We start from the raw sequence: 19,624 nt of genomic DNA on the forward strand, positions 1-19,624 counted from the left end.
TCACCCACCCACCGCCGAGCGACCAGAAGGAATGATCTGTGACGAATACCCAACTCCGCCAAGGCCGGCGGTGGACCGTGCTCGCCGTCCTGGGGACCTGCTTCCTCGTCGTCATGATGGACAACACGATCCTGAACGTGGCGCTGCCGACGATCCAGCGCAGTCTGTCCGCGTCGAACTCGCAGCTCCAATGGGCCGTGGACGCCTACATCCTGGTGTACGCCGCGCTGATGTTCACCGCGGGAGTGCTGGCCGACGCGCTGGGGCGGCGCCGCATCCTGGTGGTCGGACTGGTGGTGTTCGCCGTGGCCTCGGCCCTGTCGTCCTACGCGTCCACTCCTGAGGAGCTGATCGCGTGGCGGGCGGTGATGGGCCTGGGCGGCGCGGTCGTGCCGCCCGCGACACTGGCGATCATCAAGGACTCCTTCCCGTCCTCGGACCAGGGCAAGGCACTGGGCGTCTGGTCCGCGATCGGCGGCCTCTCGGTGGCCTTCGGGCCGATCCTCGGCGGCGCGCTGCTGGAGCGCTTCTGGTGGGGCTCGGTGTTCATCATCAACGTGCCGATCGTCGCCGCGTGCCTGCTGCTGATCCTGTGGCGGGTCCCCGAGTCCCGAGCCCAGACGCGGGCCCGGATGGACCTGCCGGGCCTGCTCCTCTCGGCCGCCGCGATCGCCGCCCTGGTGTACGGCATCATCCGCGGCGGCGAGACGTCCGAATGGCTCCGAGCGGACACGCTCGGCCTGATCGTCCTCGGCCTGGTGCTCGCGGTGGTCCTGGTCGCGGTGGAACGCCGGACCGCGCACCCGGCCATGGACGTGTCGCTGTTCAAGAACCCCGCCTTCACCGCCGGGACCACGAGCATCGCGATGGCGTTCTTCGCGCTGACCGGCGGCACCTTCCTGCTGGTCTTCTACATCCAGATGGTGCGCGACAACAGCCCGCTCGAACTGGGCCTGATCCTGCTCCCCGTGGCGGTGGGAAGCGTGGCCTCGGCGCTGTCCAGCGGCGCCATGTCCAAGAGCCGCGGCCCCCGGTTCACGATCACCCTGGGACTGCTCCTGCTGGCCGCCTCGCTCGCGGGGATCGCCACGGTCGGCGCCGACACCGCGCTGTGGCCCGTGGAGATCTACCTCGGCCTCGCCGGCCTCGGCATGGGATTCGTCATGGGAGCCACCACGACCCTGGTCATGCTCGTGGTCGACGCGGACAAGGCCGGATCGGGCGCCGCGGTGAACAACACCCTGCGCCAGGTCGGGGCGGCGCTCGGCGTCGCGGTGATGGGATCGCTGTACTCGGTGGTCTACCGGGACCGCTTCGACGACCTCCCCGCCTCGGGCCTGCTTCCCGACGCGGCGCACGACTCGCTGAGCGGCACGGCCACGACCGTGCAAGCCGTGTCCGAATCGCCGAACGCGCCGAGCCCGAGCGAGCTCGAATCCATCCTCAGTGGAGCGCAGGACGCCTTCATGGACGCCCAGCGGATCACCATGGCCGCGGCGGCCGCCGTACTGGTGGCCGTGGCCGTGGTGGGCATGCTCTGGCTCCCGCGCCGTCTCCCCGAACCCGAAGGCGAGCACTCGTGAACCCCCTGACCTCAGACCCGCGCTCCGAACCCCGAAGCGACGACGACTACCGGGAACGGACCTCCAGGAACACCGGATTCATCCCCGACGACGTCCAAGACCGCCTGCGCGAGGCGAACGTGCTCATCGCGGGCTGCGGCTCCATCGGCGGCGCGGCGGTGGAACCGCTCGTCCGGATGGGCGTGCGGCGGTTCGCCCTGGCCGATCCGGGCACCTACGAGCTGAACAACCTCAACCGGCAGAACGCCGGGATCGAGGACCTCGGACGCAACAAGGCCGAAGCGGCCGCCGAGCGGATCCGCGCCGTCGACCCCGACTCGCGGACCCGGGTCTGCGACCGGGGGATCACGGCGGAGAACGTCGAGGAGCTGGTCGGGGAGTCCGATGTGATCGTCGACGGCGTCGACGTGACCACCAGGCAGGGCCTGCGGGCCAAGTACCTCCTCCACGAGAGCGCCAGCAGGCACCGGCGGCCCCTGTTCACCGGATGGGACATGGCCGGCATGCAGTACGTCCGCGTCTACGACTACCGCAAGCCCTCGCCGCCGCTCGACGGGAAGGTCAAGCGCGAGGAGATGGAGGAGCTCGCGCCATGGGAACTGCTGCGCCGCATGGTCCCCATGCGGTTCGCCCCGGTCGAGATGCTCGAATTCGCCTCGCGGAACCTGGACGCCCCCGAGATCGTGTTCCCGCAGCTGGTCTACGCGGCGGACGCCTTCAGCGCCCTCAGCGCGCGAGTGACGCTGCTGCTGCTGGCGGACCAGCCCGTGCGCAAGCACCTCCTCGTCGACGTCCACCACCTGGCGCGGCCCCGAGGCGAGCGGTGGCGCTCCGCGATCCGCCGCTACTCGACGGCGGCGCGGCTCCTCGTGCGGCTGCGCACCATGAACTGACCGCGCACCTGAACTGACCGCGCACTTCGCACTGACTGCGCACCTTGAACCGACCGCGCACCGCGAACCGCTCGAACCGAATCCAGAACACGACAGCGAACGACCAGCCAAGGGAAGCCACCATGCAGAAGTTCGAATCCACCAAGCAGGCCGAAGCCGTATTCGGCTCGCTCTTCTCGATCCTCGCCGAGGACGAGGCGTTCACGTCGGCGCTGCGGGAGAACGACATGACCGTTCGTCTCCTGCACACCAAGCCCGAATGCCGGGTCTACGTCTCGGCGGACGCGGTGGAACTCGGCGAGGAGGTGCCGGAGCGGTCGACGGTCACCATCAAGATGGCCTGCGACACCGCCGACGCGCTGTGGCGGGGCGAGTTGATGATGCCCAGCGCCGTGGCGACCGGGCGGGTGCGGATCAGGGGCAAGGTGGCCAAGGTCCTCGAACTCATCCCGATCCTCCAGCCCGCCTTCGACCGCTACGCCGACATCGCCGGCGAGCACGGCATCGCCGGAGGCAAGTAGCTCCGCGCCGCCCCGCCACGATCCCACCACCACCTCGATCACTAGGAGTGATGCAATGACCTCTCAGGACGCGCAAGACCTCAACTTCGACGACTTCCCACCCGAAGTGCGGAAGTTCCGCTCCACGGTTCGCGAGTTCGCCCGCGACGAGGTCCTGCCCCGTGCCCTGAAGAACGACCAGGACGCCGCGGACGCCTTCGACTGGGACCTCGTGCAGAAGGGGCACGAGATCGGCATGACGCGGGCGATCGTCTCCAAGGAGTACGGCGGCCTCGGCGTCGGCGTGGTCGGCGTGGCGCTCGCGCTCGAGGAGATCGCCGCCGCCGATCCGGGCGTCGCCCTGACGTTCGGGGCGACCATGCTGGGCCAGGCCCCCGTCCTGCTCTCCGGCGACACCCGGCTCCAGGCGCGCTTCCTCCCGCTGTTCTCCGGCGACGACGTGGTGCTGGCCTGCAACGCGGTGACCGAGGAGGACGCGGGCACCGACCTGGTGCTGGAGCAGAGCTACCCCCACGCCAGGAACGTCACCAGCATCCGCAGGGACGGCGACGAGTACGTCCTCAACGGCAGGAAGCGGTTCATCACCAACGCCAAGGTCGCCTCCTTCGCGTCGGTGTTCGGCAACCTCGACGGCTACCCCGGCGCGACGGGCCTCACGTGCATCATGGTGCCGCTGGACAGCGCCGGGGTGACGCGCGGCGCCGTCGCCGACAAGATGGGCTACCGCAACTGCCTGGGCACCGAGATCCACTTCGACAACGTCCGCGTCCCGGTCGAGAACCTGGTGGGCGGCGAGGCCGAGGGCGGCCCGATCAACATCGCCCAGGGGAACATGGCCCGGCCGTCGGTGGCGGCCATCTCGACCGGCATCGCCCGGCACGCGCTCGAAGTCGCGCGCGAGTGGGCCGGAAGCCGCGTCCAAGGCGGCACCGAGCTGTGGAGGCACCAGATGAGCGCGCGGAAGCTGGCCGACATGGCCGCGGCGGTCGAGGCCTCGCAGCTGCTCTACCGCAGGGCCGCGCACCGCGTCGACAGCGAGCTGCCCGCCCCCGCCTACGAACCGGCCGTGGCCAAGATGTTCGCGGACCGGACCGCCATCGAGGTCGCCTCCACCGCCATGTCCCTCATGGGCGCTCGCGGCTACGTCAAGTCCTACGGCATGGAGAAGATCGTCCGGGACGCCTTCGGAAGCCGGATCTACGAGGGCACCCCCGAGGCGCTGGCGCTGACGATCACCGAGTGCCTGTACGAAGCTGGAGACGAGGATGACCCGTTCGAATAGCAGCATCGCCCTCTACCCCTCCGCCAGCGCGAAGAGCCGGTGGTTCGCGACGGAGATCATCAGGATGCACGACCGGCTGACCTTCGGCGGCCTCCTCGGCGCCATCACCGGCGATCCGCTGTTCCTCCTGCGAGGCGCGGGCGACGGCATCACCACCCTCTGCGTGCACGATTCCCAGCTGCCCGACCGCTACCGCCGGGCGCTGCTCGGGTTCCGACTGGCGAAGTTCCTGCAGATCGGGTTCATGGACCCCGAGATCGTCCACGGCTGCGGCATGCACATCGAGCCGGTGGCCGCCCTGGACGGGCCCGGCACGATCCACGGCATCTGCATCAGCGCCAGGGGCAAGATCATCGGGTACATGGCGCTGGTCGGATCGCCCGACCCCGTCCCCCGGCCGCTGGACTCGGCCGAGCGGGCGCGATTCCCCGCGGAGATGGCCCACCGGGTCGACCTGCTGGACCGCTTCGCCGCGCCCGGTATCGACACGCACCGGGTCGTGGAGATCAAGCGCCTCATACGGGACCCGAGCCTGCCGACCGGGCCGCAGACCGAACGCGTGCCCTGGCACCTGATCTTGGGGCTGGGCAGGGCCGTGCTGCAGACCGACGCGCGGCTGGTGCTGGGCGACGCCCACGAGAGCGGGGCGCTCCGGCACCTGCGGGCGCTGGGGTTCCGCGCCGTCGTCGTGGAGGGCACCGAGCCGAAGCTGGGACGGGACGAGCTGATGTGGCCGAGCTACGACCGCGACAAGCCCGCGAAGCCGTTCGTGGCGATGTTCCCCGAGGACTTCGGGGCCTATATGGACCTGATCGAGGGCGAGCTGCGCTCGCCGCACGACGGCGGCTGGCAGCGCCGGGTCGGCGTGAAGCTGGCCGCACTGGGACGAGCACAAGCGACACGAACGAAGGAACGAGCATGAGCCTGCACGACCTCTCGGCCGCCCGACTCGCGGCCGCCGTCAAGGACGACGAGATCACCCCGACGGCGCTGGTCGAACATTACGTTTCGCGCATCAAGGCCCTGGACCCGCGGCTCAACGCCTTCGTGACCGTCACCGAGGACCTCGCGTTCGAGCAGGCCGAGGAGGCCGAGAGCGAACTGCGGTCGGCCCGGGAGGAGGGCCGCGCGCTCCCGCCGCTGTTCGGCGTCCCGGTGGCGCTCAAGGACGTCGTGCGCGTCGAGTCCGTCGAGTGCACCGAGGGCTCGCTGACCCGCCGAGGCGAGGTCGCCGACATCGACGACCACGTCGTCACCAAGTTCAAGCAGGCCGGGATGCCCATCCTGGGCAAGACGAACACCCCCGAGTTCGCGCTGCCGTGCTACACCGAGAACAAGCTGGCCGCGCCGACGCGCAACCCGTGGGACACCCGGCTCACGCCCGGCGGTTCGAGCGGGGGATCGGCGGTGGCGGTCGCCGCGGGCATGGCGCCCCTCGCGCACGGGACCGACGCGGGCGGCTCGGTGCGCATCCCCGCCTCGGCCTGCGGGCTCGTCGGCCTGAAGCCGAGCCGCGGGCGCGTCTCCAAGGGGCCCATATCGCACGACCCCACTGGGATCGACACCCACGGCGTGCTGGCGCGGACGGTCGAGGACGCCATGATGACGCTGGAGGCCATGTCCGGCCTCATGCCAGGCGACACGTCGACCGCTCCCCTGTGGCCGGAGGCGGACCCGGACGCCCGCTGCCGCGTGGCGGTGATGGCCGAGCCGATGCTGCCGGGGGCGGCGCTCCACGACGAGTGCCGCGCCGCGGTGGAGCGGGCGGCCGCCCTGCTCGGCAAGCTGGGGCACTCGGTGGACGAGATGGACATGTCCAAGGACCAGGACGTCGCCGACGCCTTCCAGCGGGTGTGGTCGGTGGTGGCGGCCCGGATCGAGGTCGAGGACGACGACGAGGCGCTGCTGACGCCGTTCACCAGGTACATGCGCGAAACGGGCCGCGGCGTCTCGGCCACGACGTTCCACGCCGACCTGTGCACCTTCGCGGGCGTCGGGCAGATGATGCGGGACATGGTCTTCGCGTCCTTCGACGTCATCCTCACGCCGACCCTGGCGCAGCCGCCCGCGCCGATCGGGAGTTTCTGGTCCGATCCGGAACGGGACTTCGCGGCGATGGGGCGGTTCATGCCCTACACCCCGCTCGCCAACATGACCGGCCTGCCGTCCGTCTCGCTGCCGCTGCACTGGAACGACGACGGCGTTCCGATCGGCGTCATGCTGACGGCCGGGTACGGCGAGGAACGGCTGCTGGCCCTGCTCGGCTCCGAACTGGAGTCGATGGCGGCCGCTTCGGACCGGCACCCCGACGTCTGGTGAGGTGATTCCCTTGAACATGCCCGGCAACGAGTTCGCGGCGGAAACGGCCGAGCCGATGCGGGTGCGGGGCGGATCGACGGGAGTGCTGCTCCTGCACGGCTTCGGCGGCACGCCCGCCTCCATGCGCCCGTGGGGCGAGCACCTCGCCGAGCGCGGCTACTCGGTGAGCGTTCCACTGCTGCCCGGGCACGGGACGCACTGGCGTGAGCTCGCCGACGTCCCGTGGACGGCCTGGTACGAGACGGCCGAGGCGTCGCTGCTGGAACTGGCCGCCGAATGCGAGCGGGTCCACGTCGCGGGCCAGTCGATGGGCGGGGCGCTGGCGCTCCGACTCGCGGCGATGCGGCCGGACGAGGTCGCGTCCGTCGCATTGGTGAACCCGGCACTGGCGAACCCGAACCGGCTGCTTCCGCTCCTGCCGGTGATCCAACTGGTCATGAAGTCGATCCCGAACGACGGGCCGCTGGTGAAGAAGCCGGGGGCGGGGAGGATCAGCTACTCGCGGCTGCCGCTGCGGGCGGTCGGGACGCTGACGCGGCTCTGGAAGGACCTGGGGCCGAGGCTGCGGACCGTCCGGCAGCCCATCGTGCTGTTCAGGTCCGTGGCCGACGGCGAGTCCGGGGAGCTCTCCAGCTCGATCGTCACCGGCGCGACGTCACCGGGGCAGACCAGGGAGATCCTGCTGCACAACAGCTACCACCTCGCCTCGGTGGACTACGACGCGGAGCTGATCTTCGAGGAGTCCGCCCGTTCCTTCGACGCCGCATAGACCCGAGCCGCCGGACGCGACGCCCTCGCGTCCGGCGAGCGGGCCATGGCCGTCGTCCTCTTCCGGCCTCAACCGATGGCGAGATCGAAGATCGCCGTCTGGGACTCGAACTCCGAGATCCTCACCTGCACGGTGATCTCCCACTCGCCGCTGAGCGGCAGATTGACGACGCAGTGGTACCGGCCGGGCTCGAACTCGTGGACCATCGCGTTGAGGGGGCCGAAGTCGCGCTCGGGCAGCGTCGCGGTGACGACGGGCGGCTCCAGCGGCTCCAGCGGCTGACCGGCGGCGTCGACGAGGGCGAGCGTCAGGGTGTGCTCGCGGGCGACCTCCGTGGTCGCCTGCAACCGCGCTTCGCCGTCGCCGAGGTCCGCTTGCAGCGAGACCGGTCCCGGTGGCGCGGCGGCGGACTCCTCCCCGGTTTCCGGGGAGAGGTTCACCAGGACCCCGGTCAGCGCGATGACGGCGGCGAGGACGGCGGCCTCGCCGCGGACGGTGCGCCGCAGCCGCGAGAGCGCGGCCGGGGCGTCGCGGGCGGCGCGGACCGAGGGGACGAGCCGGTACCGGTTCCACCCGGCGAGCGCCACCGCGACGGCCACCAGACCGAGCTTGATCAGCAGCGCCCGGCCGTGGTCGGATTCGAACAGGCTCGCCCACGTCCGGTGGATCATCAGGGCCATCGCGATCCCGCTCGCGCCCAACGCGGCCACGCTGTACCCGGCCCACGTCGAGAAGCGCGCGACCACGGTCGCGGCGCGCTCGGCGCTGTCCGGTTCGCGGCGCAAGCGCATGAGGACGACCGTGAGCCCGGTGATGCCGCCGACCCAGATCGCGGCCGTGGCGAGGTGGACGCCGTCGGCGGCGACCATGAGCCAGCGCGGCCCGAAGGCCATGGAATGTCCGATGAGGACCGGTGCGAGCAGGGCCGCCGCGCTGCCGGCAAGGACCGCGGGCGCGGCCCACCGGCGGCGTCCGCGGACGCCGAGCCAGGCCGCCGCGACGCCGGCGATGGTGGCCGCGAGCCCGACGAGGGCGCCGGTCTGCACGGTGTCGCGCCAGGCGTCGAGGTCGCCGATGCGGCTGAGCGGCTCCCCGGCCGCGTCGAGCGCGCCGACGGGGACGGCCAGGGCCGCGGCGAGGATCGCGAGCGCGCCGGTGACGCGCAGGAGCCGGTGCCGGGGACGGGGCGGGGCGAGCTCGCGGGCGACGGCGGTGCGGAAGACCGCGTAACCGGCGAACAGGAGCAGCCCGAAATAGTAGGCGACGTTCACGGCCCAGGCCGCCCACGGCCGGTCGGGCTCCGTTTCGGCGTCCACCGGCGGCGGGGGCGCGGCCCCGCCGCCGACCGCGAAGGACAGGACGCCGGAGATCGGGTGCGAGTCGGCCGAGATGACCCGCCAGTTGAGGTAGTACGGGCCGTCGGCGAGTTCGGGCAGGTCGATGACGACGTCGGCGTCGCTGGCGGCGGCCGGGACCGCCGTCTCGCCGCCGTCGCCGTCGACCAGGCGCATGGCGTCGTCGACGGGTTGGACGGCCTCGTTGAAGGTGAGGGTGACCGCATCGGGGGCGGCGTCGAGGACGGCGCGGTCGGCGGGGTCGGTCGCCAGGAGGGCGGCGTGCGCCTGCGCGGGGGCGGCGGGCGCGAGTGCGATGGCGAGGGCCGCCAGGGCGAGCAGGAGTGCCCGCCCCGGCGGTCGCGTGCGGAGCCCGATCACGCCGCACGCCGTCCCTTCGCGAGCGCGAACGCGCCGAGCCCGGCGCCGATCATGCCGATGGCGAGCGCGATGTAGGTGAGCGGGTCGGTGCCCTCGTCGTCGGCGTGGTCGTCGGCGGCCTCGGCCTCGGTCGCCTCGGCGGCGGGTTCGGTGCCGGCCTCGTCGGCCGCGGTCACGGTGATCGACGGGGCGGGGGATTCGAGCTCGTCGGCGGCCTGTCCGTCGGTGGGGATCTCGATCCAGGGATGCTCGGCCTCGCCGCAGGTCTGGACGACCGGGAAGTAGAGCGTCTGGCCCGCGGTCTCCTCGGGGAGCCTGAGGGAGAGCTCGAAGGCGTCGCGCAGGCCGTCGGGCAGCGGCGTGTCCGCGGTGTAGACGATCTGGTCGACGCGCTCGGTGAGCTCGTTGCCGTGGGCGTCGGTGATCGGCTCGGGCAGGTCGACCATGACCTTCTCGACCTCCCAGTTCGGGTTGACGCTGGGGGTGACGGCGTTGATGGGCTCGGGGACCTGGACGGCGATCTGGGTGGTGGCCTCGCCGTCGCAGCCGTGGGGGACCGAGACGGTGAGCAGGGTGTAGGAGCCGGCGACGGTGTTGTCCCCGGCGATGGTGACGTGGGCGGCGGCCGGGCCGGTGGCCGCCAGGACGGCGAGCGAGGCGGCGGCGCCGACGACGGCGGTGCGCGCGAGCGCGCGGCGGGCGGTGGATCGCTGCATTGCTGGTACTGCTTTCTGTGGAAGGTCGCGGCGCTGAGGGCGCCGATGAGTCTCGCGGTGTTCGATTTTCATTGTTAAATTTATATATGTAAATATAGTTGGCTGAATGTAGAATGGGATGGTGCCGCGGCGGACGGCTGGGCAAGACGGCCGCCGCGGCACTCATGCGAACAGGCCCTGGCCGATCCAGCCGCCCTCCTCGCACCCCGGCGGGAGGACGAACACGGCCGAGCCGATCGGGACGGCGTAGTCGTTGAGCAGGTCGGCCTCGGCCAAGTGCTCCTGGATCGCGATGAACTGCCCGATGTCGGCCTGGTAGGCGATGAACACCAGGCCGGTGTCCGACTCGCCGTCCGGACCGGGGCCGTCGTCGTAGTTGTAGGAGCGGCGCAGGATCGTCTCCCCGGCCTCGATGGCGCGGCGGACGTGGGCGTTGGTCGGGATGACCGGGAGCCCCGAGTCCTCGCGCGCGTCGAGGTCGACCGGATCGTCCTCGGCCTCCCCGGTGAGCGGGGCGCCGTCGGCGATGCGGCGGCCGATCACCCGGTCCTTGCCGACCGCATCCAGCCTGTCCCACCGGTCGAGGCCGGTGCGCATGCGGCGCACGGCCATGACCGTGCCGCCCGCCAGCGCCCCGGCCTCGGGGCCGAACCAGATCGCCTCGCCGCCGTCCGCCGAGCCCGGATCCGGGTTGCTCGTCCCGTCGATCTGCCCCAGCACGTTGCGGGGCGTGCCGCCGCCTGCCGGGCGCTGGCGGAAGCCGCGCTGGGCCCAGCGGACGCCGGCGAAGGACCGGGAGTCCTTGACGAGCATCCGGATCGCGTGGCTCAGGGCCAGATCGCCCTCGCCGCACACCTGGATCAGCAGGTCGCCGCCGGACCAGGCGTCCTCCAGCCGGTCCACCGAGAACGCCGGGAGCGGCCCGGCCCCGGCCGGGACGCTCAGGCCGAGCCGGTCGAGCAGGTCGAGCCCGAACCCGAAGGTGACCGTCAGCAGCGCGGGCTCGGCGGCCAGTTCGGGGTCGGCGTCGGCCAGCGCGGCCTCGCCCTGGGTCAGGCGCGCGGCGTCGTCGGACAGCAGGCGCATGACCGCGGCGAGGCGGTCGGCGTCCACGTCGTCGTTGACGTCCAGTGCGAGCAGCACGGCCTGCGAGGGGGCGTCATCGGTGATCCCGGCCTGGTGGGCGCCGTGGAAGGGCACGGTGGTCGCGGGTGCGGCCGCGGGCTCGGTCTCGTCGGAGCCGCGGCCCAGGGCCGCCGCACCGGCGCCGACGGCGCCGAGCGCGGCGGCCCCTCCGGCGGCCCCGAGCAGTCCGCGCCGGTTCAGGCGCTGTCGCTTCGGTTCCATGCCGGGGGCCTACATGTCGCCCATGTCGCCGGGCCGGTACTCCTCGTCGCCGCCCTCGAAGTCCTTGGCGACGGCGGTGAGCTCCAGCTCGGAGCCGTCCTCGAACTCGAGGGTCACCGTCACCTCGTCTCCGGCGACGATCGGGGCGCCCAGGCCCATGAGCATGATGTGGTCGCCGCCGGGCGCGAGCTCGTGCGAGCCCTCGGCCGGGACGGTGAACCCGTCGGGGACCTCCCGCATGACCGTCGAGCCGTCCGACTCGACGACTTCGTGCAGTTCGGTCATGGCCAGGTCGCTCTCGGCCGCGACGAGGTGCGCCTCGGTGCCGGAGGCGTTCTCCAGGACGCCGAAGACGGCGCTCATGTCCTCCTCGGTCGCCTTGACCCAGGCGTCGGTGACCGTCACCGATGCGGCGGCGCTGGGCTCGGCCGCCTCGGCGGCCTGGTCGGTCTCGGGGGCCTCGCCGCCGCAGGCGGCGAGCAGGCCCGCGCTGAGCAGCGCCGCCGAGGCGGCCGCCGCACGGGCGGGGAAGGTCGTATTGGTCTTGCGCATGTTCGCTCTCGTTTCCAGATGCGAGCGCACGCTGCCGAGGCGCGGGTGAACCGCGCGTGCGACGGGTGCGTGGGCTCGCGGCGGTCGCCGCGGTGGGCGCCGCCGACGTCAGAAGGTCAGTGGGAGAAGGCGAACGCGGGCGGGCCGCGCCGTGAGGCCGCGGTGGCGAGCAGCCGCAGCACCGGCGGCGTGAGCGCCCGTTCGGTGAAGGCGCGCGGGAGGCGGGCCGGGGCGGCGCGGAACAACCGCAGCACGAGTGCCGCGGCCGCCCAGAGGACCAGCAGGTCCACGAACGCCGCGAGCGCGGCGTCCCCGCGTGCGAGCCAGACCGCGCAGACGGCCATCGCGAGGGCGTGCACCAGCAGCATCGCGGGGCTCGGCACGGCGTGCGCGAGGTGCCCGGTCGCGGCGCTGAACCACACGTGGAGCCCGGCCTGCACCAGCGCGCAGGCGGGCAGGAGCACGGCCCAGCCGCGCTGCGATCCGCCGAGGAGGTAGCCGATGGAGGCCACCGCCGCCGCGGCGGCGGCGCCGGTGCCCCACGAGACGAGGGCACCTCCGGCGGCCAAGTGCAGACCGGCGGAGACCAGGACGCAGGCGACCGCGAACACGAGGGCGCGGAACCCTCGGATGATCGGTCGGCCGATGCGCACGGAGCGATTCTCGCATAACCGACGGTGCCCCCACTGTCGGGCACCTGACTCATGCCTGCCCCGGACGCGACCTGGGGCCCTCAAGGGCCGACCGGGCCGTACACGCCCAGCACCAGGCAGGCGCCGACCGCGGCGGCCAGCGCGGCCAGCGCGGTGGCGACGAGCAGCAGCCGGGCTCCCGGCGCCCGGGGAACCGGCCCGCCCGCCCGCCACGCGCGGAGCCACCGGCCCGACCGGCGGGCGGCCGCCGCCATCAGGATCCCCCCGGCGGCCAAGGCCGCCAGTGGCAGCGCGAAGCCGAGCCACGGGTGCGCGGACGCCGAGAGGCGCGACGCCAGCATCAAGGCGGCGGTGAGCCCGAGCGCGGTGCGCCGCCACGCCAGATCGCTGCGTTCGAGTTGCAGCCCGCCGTCCGGCGGCCCGGACGGCCCGGTCGCCTTCGTCACCGGTCGGCACCGATCAGGAGCGCGACGGCGATGAGCCCACCGGCGAGCACCACCCCGACGGCGACCGGGAGGATCGCGACCGGCGAGGGGAGCGGCCGGCCGGCGCGGATGGCCCGCTCGGACCGCGCCCAGTCGATCCAGGCATGGACCGGCAGCGCGAGGCCGATCGCGACGAGCACGAGCGCGGCGATGAGCCGGAGCGTGTCCTGCAGCGGCACGGCGAGCGCCTCCAGCGCCACGCCTCCGGCGGTGAACGCCAGCGAGGTGCGGATCCAGGCCAGGAAGGTGCGCTCGTTCGCCAGCGAGAAACGCGGATCGGGCTCCTCGCCGTCCTCGAACACACGGCGCGGGAACCGGCGCTCAGCCATCGGGGGCCCCGCGCGGCGAACGCCGGTTCCTTCCCGGCGGGCGAGCGGGCGCCGACCGGGCACCGGCATGCGAGACGTGCATGAGCGGATGGTAACGCCGCTCGCCGGGCGTCCGCCCTCGCTCGCGTCGATCGCCGCGGGGCCGGGGCCGGTCAGCCGACGAGCGGGCGGCCCTCGGGGTGGCGGTACAGGCGCTTGCGGGTGCGCATCGCCAGCGACGTGGTGAACAGGACCGGCCCGATCCGGCCGCCGTACATGACGGCGATCAGCAGCCACTTCGACGGGTCGCTGAGCGAGGCGGTGATGCCGGTCGACTGGCCGACGGTCGCCGCCGCCGAGGCCACCTCGAACATGATGGGGGTCAGCGGTATGTGGGGCTCGAAGATCTGCATGAGGATGACCGCGGCGGCGTTGAGCGCGGCGTAGACCAGGGCCACCGACAGCGCCTCGCGGATGACCGGCATGCCGAGGCGCCGCTGGAACGCCGAGACGTCGGGTTCGCTGCGCACCTCCGCCCAGATCACCCACAGCAGCACGAAGAAGGTCGTCACCTTGATGCCGCCCGCCGTCGAGGCCGCGCCGCCGCCGATGAACATCAGCACGATCGACACCAGCAGCGAGTGGTCGTGCATGGCGCCGACGTCGATCGAGTTGAAGCCGCTGGTGCGCAGCACCGCCGACTGGAAGAACGCGGGAAGGAAGCGGTCGGGCCACGGGAACTGCCCGAGGGTGCCCGGGTTGGACCACTCGAAGCCCAAGAGGACGAACCAGCCGCCCAGCAGCAGGACGACCGTCCCGAGCAGGGTCATCTTGGTGTGGATCGACCAGCGCCCGCGTCCCCAGCCGCGGCGCGTCAGCTCGAACAGCACGGGCATGCCGAGGCCGCCGATGATCGTCCCGGCGCACAGCGGCAGGCTGATCCACGGGTCGGTCGCGTAGCTCATGATCGAGTCGCTGAACAGGGCGAACCCGGCGTTGTTGAAGGAGCTGACGCCGTGGAAGATGCCCATCCAGGCCGATTCGCCCCTCCCGAGGCCGTACGCCAGGTCGAACCGCAGCGCGAGGACGACGGCGATGGCGAGCTCGGTGATGAACGTGACGGTGACGGCCTTGAGCAGCACGGTCTTGACCTCGCCGATGCCGATGCCCTGGTGCAGTTCGGCGCGCGTCATCAGGCGCGACCGCAGCCCGAGTCTGCGGCCCGCCAGCAGCCCCAGGAGCGCCGCGGTGGTCATGATGCCCAGGCCGCCCAGCTGCATGCACGCCAGGATCACGGCCTGCCCGAAGCCGCTCCAGTACGTCGGGGTGTCGACGGTGATCAGGCCGGTGACGGCGACGGACGAGGTGGCGGTGAACACCGCGTCGAGGAAGCGGGTCCCGCCCGGCCCCCGGCTCGCGATCGGCAGCATCAGCAGCGCGGACGCGACGAGGATGGCGGCGGCGAAGCCGACCGGGACGATGCGGACGGGGCGGCGGGCGAAGCCTCGTATGACGGTGCGCATGGGGTTGGTGGCCGCGGCCGACCCTTCTCTCGATCAGGAAGCGCGGCACCGTGCCGCGTCAGCGGGCCGGGAGCGCCCGGCGGCTTGAGTGAACCTCCGCCGGGCGCCGTTTGCCTAGAGGGCTTGACGCCTTCCATACGCGCCGGGCGCGGATCTTGACGCGGTCTTGACGCCGCTCCGTCACGGGCGGAAGCGGTAGCCCATGCCCGGCTCGGTGAGCAGGTGGGCGGGGCGCGCGGGGTCGGCCTCCAGCTTGCGGCGCAGCTGGGCCATGTACTGGCGCAGGTAGTTCGTCTCGCGGTCGTAGGACGGGCCCCAGACGCGGTGCAGCAGTTCGCGCTGGCTGACCAGCTTCCCCGGGTTGCGCAGGAGGATCTCGACGAGCTGCCACTCGGTCGGCGTCAGGCGCACCTCCTCCCCGGCCCGGCGCACTGTCCGCGCGGCCAGGTCCACGGCGGTCTCGCCGAGGGTGACGAGGGGGGACTCGGCCTCGTCGCCGCCGCGGCGGGTCACCGCGCGGACCCGCGCCAGGAGCTCGCCGATGTCGAACGGCTTGGTCACGTAGTCGTCGGCCCCGGCGTCGAGCGCGGTGATCTTCTCGGTGCTGGCCGCCCGCCCGGACAGGACGAGGATCGGCGTCTTCGTCCAGCCGCGCAGCCCGGCGATGACCTCGCCGCCGTCCATGTCCGGCAGGCCCAGGTCGAGCACGATCAGGTCGGGCACGACGGCGGCGGCCTGGCGCAGCGCGGCGGCCCCGTCCTCGGCGGTGTGGACCTCGTAGCCGTGCGCGGCGAGGTTGATGCGCAGCGCCCGGAGGATCTGCGGTTCGTCGTCGACGACCAGGACCTTGATCATGCGGTCTCCTTGCCGGTGGCCTTCGGCAGCGTCAGGACCATCGTGAGGCCGCCGCCGGGCGTCGCCTCGGGCGCGAGCGCGCCGCCCATGGCCTCGGCCAGGCCCCTGGAGAGCGCCAGGCCGAGTCCGACGCCGGTCGAGTTGTCGCGGTCGCCGAGGCGCTGGAACGGGGTGAACATCAGCTCCCGCTCCTCGTCGGGCACGCCGGGGCCGTGGTCGCTGATCCGCAGCTGCACCCGGTCGCCGAGGGCGTTCCCGCCGACGCGCGGGGGGCGGTCCGCGGGGCTGTAGCGCAGCGCGTTGCCGATGACGTTGACGAGGATGCGCTGGAGGAGCCCGGGGTCGGCCGAGACCTCCGGCAGGTCCTCGGCGATGTCGAGCCGCACGCCCGCGGCCGCGTCCCCGAGCTCGTCGAGCGCGGTCGGCACCGCCTCGTCCAGGGCGATCGGCACCGGGATCGCGCCGAGCACCCCGGCCTCCAGGCGGCTCATGTCGAGCAGGTTGTCGACCAGGCCCGACAATCGCGCGAGCGAGGACTCGGCGGTGTCGAGCAGTTCGCCGCGCTCGTCGTCGGTGAACAGGTCCGCGGTGGAGCCGAGGCTGCTGATCGCGACGCGCGCCGAGGCCAGCGGCGTGCGCAGGTCGTGCGAGACGGCGGCGAGCAGCGCGGTGCGGAGCTTGTCGGTGTCGGTGAGCCGCTGCACGGCCGCGGCCTCGCGCTCCAGGCGCTCGCGTTCGAGCGCGGCGGCCGCGTGCATCGCGAACGCCTGGGCGACGCGCCGGTCCGAGGCCTCCAGGGTGTGGCCGCCCAGCGCCAGGGAGAGGCCGTCGCCGATCCGCACGCGGTTCTCGGCCTCGCCGGGGCTCGCGCAGGCGTCCCCGGAGCAGGCGACGACGCGCCACGACTCGGGGCCCTCGCCCGCCGCGACGCGCTCCAGGAGCGTCACCGACTCCAGGGAGAAGGTGATGCGCAGCTGTTCGAGCAGGTCGGTCAGGCCGTGGTCGCCGCGCAGCACGTTCCCGGCGAGCGTGGCGAGGGTCTGCGCCTCGGCACTCGCCCTCGCGGCGAGCCGCGCCCTGGCCGCCGAGAGGTTGACGACGCCCGCGCCGCTCAGCGCCAGCGCCACGAACACCGTCAGCTCCAGCAGCGACTCGCGGCCGGTGACCTTGAACGTGTAGTAGGGGAGGGTGAAGAGGAAGTTGAGCCCGAAGAACCCCGCCAGGGCCGCCAGCAGCGCGGGCCACATGCCGCCGGTCAGCGTGATCGCCATGACCGCCGTGAGGACGATGAGCATGGTGCTGCTCAGGGACAGCTCGCCCCGCAGCGGTTGGAGTGCGAGCACGAGCGCGGGGATGCCCACCAGCGCCAGCGCGATGCCGACCCGGCGCCGGACCGGGTCGATGACCTGCCTGCCCGCCCGGGCGGACCGCTGGGCCGCGCCCCGCTTCGGCGGCGCGTCCGAGATCGAGTCGCCCACGATCTCATGGTAAGCGCCGTCCGGGCCTTCGACGAGCGCGACGCCGCGGCTCCCGGCCGCGGGGCTCGGCGAAGCCGCCACCGGGTCGTCCGTGCGGTCGGACGCGGTGTCCGTTCGTCCCTTGTGTCAATGCTGCCCTTGACATTGACTATTGTCAATATTTATCGTTCAGGTATGAGTCGTATCATCAGACGCACGAAGCTCCTGGGCATCGTCGGCACCCTCGGTGTGGCCGCGACGATGGCCGGCTGGGCGCCCACCGTCCTCGCCGACGAACCGGAGGCCGCATCGCTCCAGGACGTCGAGTTGCAGCTGACCCCGGTCGGCACGGGGGAGTCGCCGACCTCCGGCACGGTCGGACCGGACGGTGCGCTCTGGATCGCCGAGCGGACGGGCACGATCCACGTCCTCGGCGACGAAGGACTGGGCGCGCCGGTGCTGGACATCAGCGACGAGGTGTCCACCGAAGGCGAGGGCGGCCTGCTGGGGCTCGCGTTCGACCCGTCCTTCGAGCACTTCTACATCTCGTTCACCAACCTGGACGGCGACAACGACATCGACAAGTTCGACGTCGCCGACGGGCAGCTCCAGCTCGACACCCGCCGCAGCGTGCTCACGCAGGACCAGCCGTACTCGAACCACAACGGCGGCAACATCGTGTTCGGCCCCGACGGCATGCTCTACATCGGCATCGGTGACGGCGGCAGCAGCGGCGACCCGGACGACAACGGCCAGGACCTGACCACCCTCCTCGGCAAGATCCTGCGCATCGACCCCAGCGTCGAACCGTACGCCATCCCATCGGACAACCCGTTCGTCGACGACCCGAACGCCCGGGGCGAGATCTGGGCCTACGGGCTGCGCAACCCGTGGCGGTTCTCCTTCGACGCGCTCACCGACGAGCTGTGGATCGGCGACGTCGGCCAGAACCTGCGCGAGGAGGTCGACCGGGCGCCGGCCGGCGTCGGCGGGCAGAACTACGGCTGGTCCCGGATGGAGGGCACGCTGGTGTTCTCCGGCGAGGAGCCGGCGAACCACACGCCGCCGATCTTCGAGTACGACAACGACGGGGCCCGCTGCGCGGTCACCGGCGGCTACGTCTACCGGGGCGAGGCCATCCCGGCGCTCCAGGGCGCCTACCTGTTCAGCGACTACTGCGAGGGCGACATCAGGGCCCTCGAAGTCGAGGGCGACCAGGTGGTCGAGACCAACCTCATCGACATCCCCAGCGGCGGCACCTACTCGTTCGTGCAGGGGCCCGACCTGGAGCTCTACATCCTGGACGGCAGGTTCGGGAACATCTCGCGCATCGACCCCGTCGACGACCAGACGGACCCGACCGACCCGACCACCGACCCCACGGACCCCACCACCGAACCGACCGACCCGACCACGGAGCCGACCGAAGAGGACTGCACCGCCGAGATCAAGGTCGTCAACGACTGGGGCTCGGGCTGGCAGGGCAACGTCACCGTCACCGCCACCGGCGAGGCCCTGGACGGATGGACCCTGGAGTGGACCTGGCCGGGAGACCAGGCCGTCACCAGCCACTGGAACGCGGACTTGAGTATCACGGGCTCCACGGTCACGGCCGCCGACGTGGGCTGGAACGGCAGCGTGGCCACCGGCCAGACCAGAGAGGTCTTCGGCTTCATAGGGACCGGAACCAGCGCGTCCCCAGAGGTGACCTGCACCGCGGCTTAGCGCCGGTCACCGGGCCCGCGACGCGGACCCCGACAGCCGGTGGCCGGACGAAAGCCCGGCCGCCGGCGGCACGTTGAAGCCGAGTGTCCCCGCTCGGGCGGTCGCCGGTGCCCATGCCGCCGTGTCCGGTCTCGTCGGCGACGCGGAACGGCTGGAGGTTCCCGGACTCCCTGCGCCGCAAACGGTCCGCTTTGTATCAGGACGCCCCGTCGGTCTCACGCGACGGCTGAGTGAGGAAGGTGCTGAGGCGGCGGTTGGGGTCGGCCCGGTAGAGGGTCGCCGGACGTCCGCCGTCGCGAGCCGTGCTCCTCCCCACGGGTTCCACGAAGCCGGGGATCTTGGCGACCTTCCGGTGGAAGTTCCCCGCGTCGAGCTCGACATCCCAGATGATCTCGTAGACCCGCCGCAGCTCGGACATCGTGAATTCCGCCTCGCAGAATGCTGCGGCGGCGGCCGAGTGCTCGAGCACATGGCGGGCGTGTTCCACTGCCGCTTGGAGGATGGAGTGGTGGTCGAAGGCCAGATCCTGCTTCATCGCCTCGGCGACCGATATCCAGTGGGCGTCTGAGGCGTCGCCTCCAGCGGACGGCACTATCGCCTTGGGGATCAGCGCGCTGAACGCGACGCTGACGACCCGGCTCCGGGGATCCCTCTTCGGATCCGAGTAGACCCCGATCTGATCGAGCCTGATCCTGTCCGGTGTCAGCCCTGTCTCTTCCAGGAACTCTCGCTGTGCGGCCACTTCGACGGTCTCGCCGTGCTCCAGAAACCCCCCCGGCAATGCGGGTTGTCCTTTAAAGGGTGTTTTGCCCCGGGTCACGAGAAGCACACTGAGCGAGTTGTCATGGATGGTCAGAAGAACTACGTCTGCGGCGATTTTCACTGATTCGGCCATCAGGCTCGATTCCCCCTTATTGGTGA

19 protein-coding genes and 1 pseudogene are annotated in these 19,624 nt (G+C 72.0%); 9 read left to right on the forward strand and 11 right to left on the reverse strand.

Annotated elements, in window-relative coordinates:
* Positions 1–38: 38 nt before the first annotated feature.
* The 7 genes from H613_RS0108840 (at position 39) to H613_RS25460 (ending at position 7,367) form a co-directional block, all read left to right on the forward strand.
* Complete coding sequence (locus H613_RS0108840) at positions 39–1,583, forward strand: MFS transporter (protein WP_026923509.1); 1,545 nt, start codon at positions 39–41, stop codon at positions 1,581–1,583.
* On the forward strand, positions 1,580–2,476 hold the full coding sequence (locus tag H613_RS25455; protein WP_051393135.1) for a HesA/MoeB/ThiF family protein: 897 nt from the start codon (positions 1,580–1,582) through the stop codon (positions 2,474–2,476). The genes H613_RS0108840 and H613_RS25455 overlap by 4 nt, the downstream gene beginning before the upstream one ends.
* A 122-nt stretch (positions 2,477–2,598) precedes the next feature.
* Positions 2,599–2,997 carry a hypothetical protein gene (locus tag H613_RS0108850; RefSeq protein WP_026923510.1) on the forward strand — a complete coding sequence of 133 codons (399 nt, stop codon included), beginning with the start codon at positions 2,599–2,601 and terminating at the stop codon, positions 2,995–2,997.
* A 55-nt stretch (positions 2,998–3,052) separates the two neighbouring features.
* Entirely contained in the window at positions 3,053–4,279 is a 1,227-nt protein-coding gene (locus tag H613_RS0108855) for an acyl-CoA dehydrogenase family protein (RefSeq protein WP_026923511.1), read from the forward strand.
* Positions 4,263–5,201: a hypothetical protein gene (locus tag H613_RS0108860; protein ID WP_026923512.1), complete on the forward strand. Its 939-nt coding sequence runs from the start codon at positions 4,263–4,265 to the stop codon at positions 5,199–5,201. The genes H613_RS0108855 and H613_RS0108860 overlap by 17 nt, the downstream gene beginning before the upstream one ends.
* Positions 5,198–6,598 (forward strand): amidase, encoded by a 1,401-nt coding sequence (locus tag H613_RS0108865; RefSeq protein WP_026923513.1) that lies wholly within the window; start codon positions 5,198–5,200, stop codon positions 6,596–6,598. Before H613_RS0108860 ends, H613_RS0108865 begins: the two co-directional genes overlap by 4 nt.
* A 16-nt stretch (positions 6,599–6,614) precedes the next feature.
* A complete protein-coding gene (locus H613_RS25460) occupies positions 6,615–7,367 on the forward strand; it encodes an alpha/beta hydrolase (protein WP_051393136.1) in 753 nt (250 codons plus the stop codon).
* 68 nt (positions 7,368–7,435) lie between these two features.
* Here the strand turns inward: H613_RS25460 and H613_RS31350 are convergent, their stop codons facing one another.
* From H613_RS31350 to H613_RS25470, 10 genes are all read right to left on the reverse strand, one after another.
* Complete coding sequence (locus H613_RS31350) at positions 7,436–9,082, reverse strand: copper resistance CopC/CopD family protein (RefSeq protein ID WP_026923514.1); 1,647 nt, start codon at positions 9,080–9,082, stop codon at positions 7,436–7,438.
* On the reverse strand, positions 9,079–9,798 hold the full coding sequence (locus tag H613_RS0108880; protein WP_026923515.1) for a YcnI family copper-binding membrane protein: 720 nt from the start codon (positions 9,796–9,798) through the stop codon (positions 9,079–9,081). Before H613_RS0108880 ends, H613_RS31350 begins: the two co-directional genes overlap by 4 nt.
* Before the next feature lie 162 nt (positions 9,799–9,960).
* Complete coding sequence (locus tag H613_RS0108885; protein WP_026923516.1) at positions 9,961–11,145, reverse strand: Dyp-type peroxidase; 1,185 nt, start codon at positions 11,143–11,145, stop codon at positions 9,961–9,963.
* A 9-nt stretch (positions 11,146–11,154) separates the two neighbouring features.
* Positions 11,155–11,697: a copper chaperone PCu(A)C gene (locus tag H613_RS30775; RefSeq protein WP_026923517.1), complete on the reverse strand. Its 543-nt coding sequence runs from the start codon at positions 11,695–11,697 to the stop codon at positions 11,155–11,157.
* 116 nt (positions 11,698–11,813) lie between these two features.
* Positions 11,814–12,350 (reverse strand): hypothetical protein, encoded by a 537-nt coding sequence (locus H613_RS0108895; protein ID WP_026923518.1) that lies wholly within the window; start codon positions 12,348–12,350, stop codon positions 11,814–11,816.
* A gap of 80 nt (positions 12,351–12,430) precedes the next feature.
* Positions 12,431–12,796, reverse strand: coding sequence for a DUF202 domain-containing protein (locus H613_RS25465; protein WP_051393137.1), 366 nt, complete (start codon positions 12,794–12,796; stop codon positions 12,431–12,433).
* Positions 12,793–13,164 (reverse strand): YidH family protein, encoded by a 372-nt coding sequence (locus tag H613_RS0108905; RefSeq protein WP_026923519.1) that lies wholly within the window; start codon positions 13,162–13,164, stop codon positions 12,793–12,795. The genes H613_RS25465 and H613_RS0108905 overlap by 4 nt, the downstream gene beginning before the upstream one ends.
* A gap of 152 nt (positions 13,165–13,316) precedes the next feature.
* Complete coding sequence (locus H613_RS0108910; protein WP_035737110.1) at positions 13,317–14,666, reverse strand: TrkH family potassium uptake protein; 1,350 nt, start codon at positions 14,664–14,666, stop codon at positions 13,317–13,319.
* Positions 14,667–14,846: 180 nt separating this feature from the next.
* On the reverse strand, positions 14,847–15,521 hold the full coding sequence (locus tag H613_RS0108915; protein ID WP_026923521.1) for a response regulator: 675 nt from the start codon (positions 15,519–15,521) through the stop codon (positions 14,847–14,849).
* A complete protein-coding gene (locus tag H613_RS25470) occupies positions 15,518–16,999 on the reverse strand; it encodes a sensor histidine kinase (protein ID WP_245598508.1) in 1,482 nt (493 codons plus the stop codon). The genes H613_RS0108915 and H613_RS25470 overlap by 4 nt, the downstream gene beginning before the upstream one ends.
* A 240-nt stretch (positions 17,000–17,239) precedes the next feature.
* Between H613_RS25470 and H613_RS25475 the strand changes: the two are divergent.
* Together H613_RS25475 and H613_RS32580 are read left to right on the forward strand one after the other, a co-directional pair.
* Positions 17,240–18,316 (forward strand): annotated as a pseudogene (locus H613_RS25475) (PQQ-dependent sugar dehydrogenase); the annotation flags it as partial.
* A gap of 108 nt (positions 18,317–18,424) precedes the next feature.
* Positions 18,425–18,703: a cellulose binding domain-containing protein gene (locus tag H613_RS32580; RefSeq protein WP_342673012.1), complete on the forward strand. Its 279-nt coding sequence runs from the start codon at positions 18,425–18,427 to the stop codon at positions 18,701–18,703.
* Positions 18,704–18,899: 196 nt separating this feature from the next.
* Here the strand turns inward: H613_RS32580 and H613_RS0108930 are convergent, their stop codons facing one another.
* A complete protein-coding gene (locus H613_RS0108930; RefSeq protein ID WP_035737113.1) occupies positions 18,900–19,598 on the reverse strand; it encodes an NUDIX domain-containing protein in 699 nt (232 codons plus the stop codon).
* Between the last annotated feature and the right edge of the window lie 26 nt (positions 19,599–19,624).

It is taken from the genome of Glycomyces arizonensis DSM 44726 (genome assembly GCF_000482705.1).
In the GTDB taxonomy this organism is placed as follows: Bacteria; Actinomycetota; Actinomycetes; order Mycobacteriales; family Micromonosporaceae; genus Glycomyces; species Glycomyces arizonensis.

What these genes read in the sequence shown, in the direction of transcription:
- H613_RS0108930 (WP_035737113.1), bottom strand. Translation starts at nt 19,598, where the DNA reads ATGGCCGAATCAGTGAAAATCGCCGCAGACGTAGTTCTTCTGACCATC.
- H613_RS0108850 (WP_026923510.1), top strand. Translation starts at nt 2,599, where the DNA reads ATGCAGAAGTTCGAATCCACCAAGCAGGCCGAAGCCGTATTCGGCTCG.
- H613_RS0108880 (WP_026923515.1), bottom strand. Translation starts at nt 9,798, where the DNA reads ATGCAGCGATCCACCGCCCGCCGCGCGCTCGCGCGCACCGCCGTCGTC.
- H613_RS0108855 (WP_026923511.1), top strand. Translation starts at nt 3,053, where the DNA reads ATGACCTCTCAGGACGCGCAAGACCTCAACTTCGACGACTTCCCACCC.
- H613_RS0108860 (WP_026923512.1), top strand. Translation starts at nt 4,263, where the DNA reads ATGACCCGTTCGAATAGCAGCATCGCCCTCTACCCCTCCGCCAGCGCG.
- H613_RS0108915 (WP_026923521.1), bottom strand. Translation starts at nt 15,521, where the DNA reads ATGATCAAGGTCCTGGTCGTCGACGACGAACCGCAGATCCTCCGGGCG.
- H613_RS0108885 (WP_026923516.1), bottom strand. Translation starts at nt 11,145, where the DNA reads ATGGAACCGAAGCGACAGCGCCTGAACCGGCGCGGACTGCTCGGGGCC.
- H613_RS0108910 (WP_035737110.1), bottom strand. Translation starts at nt 14,666, where the DNA reads ATGCGCACCGTCATACGAGGCTTCGCCCGCCGCCCCGTCCGCATCGTC.
- H613_RS0108905 (WP_026923519.1), bottom strand. Translation starts at nt 13,164, where the DNA reads ATGGCTGAGCGCCGGTTCCCGCGCCGTGTGTTCGAGGACGGCGAGGAG.
- H613_RS25460 (WP_051393136.1), top strand. Translation starts at nt 6,615, where the DNA reads ATGCCCGGCAACGAGTTCGCGGCGGAAACGGCCGAGCCGATGCGGGTG.
- H613_RS0108865 (WP_026923513.1), top strand. Translation starts at nt 5,198, where the DNA reads ATGAGCCTGCACGACCTCTCGGCCGCCCGACTCGCGGCCGCCGTCAAG.
- H613_RS30775 (WP_026923517.1), bottom strand. Translation starts at nt 11,697, where the DNA reads ATGCGCAAGACCAATACGACCTTCCCCGCCCGTGCGGCGGCCGCCTCG.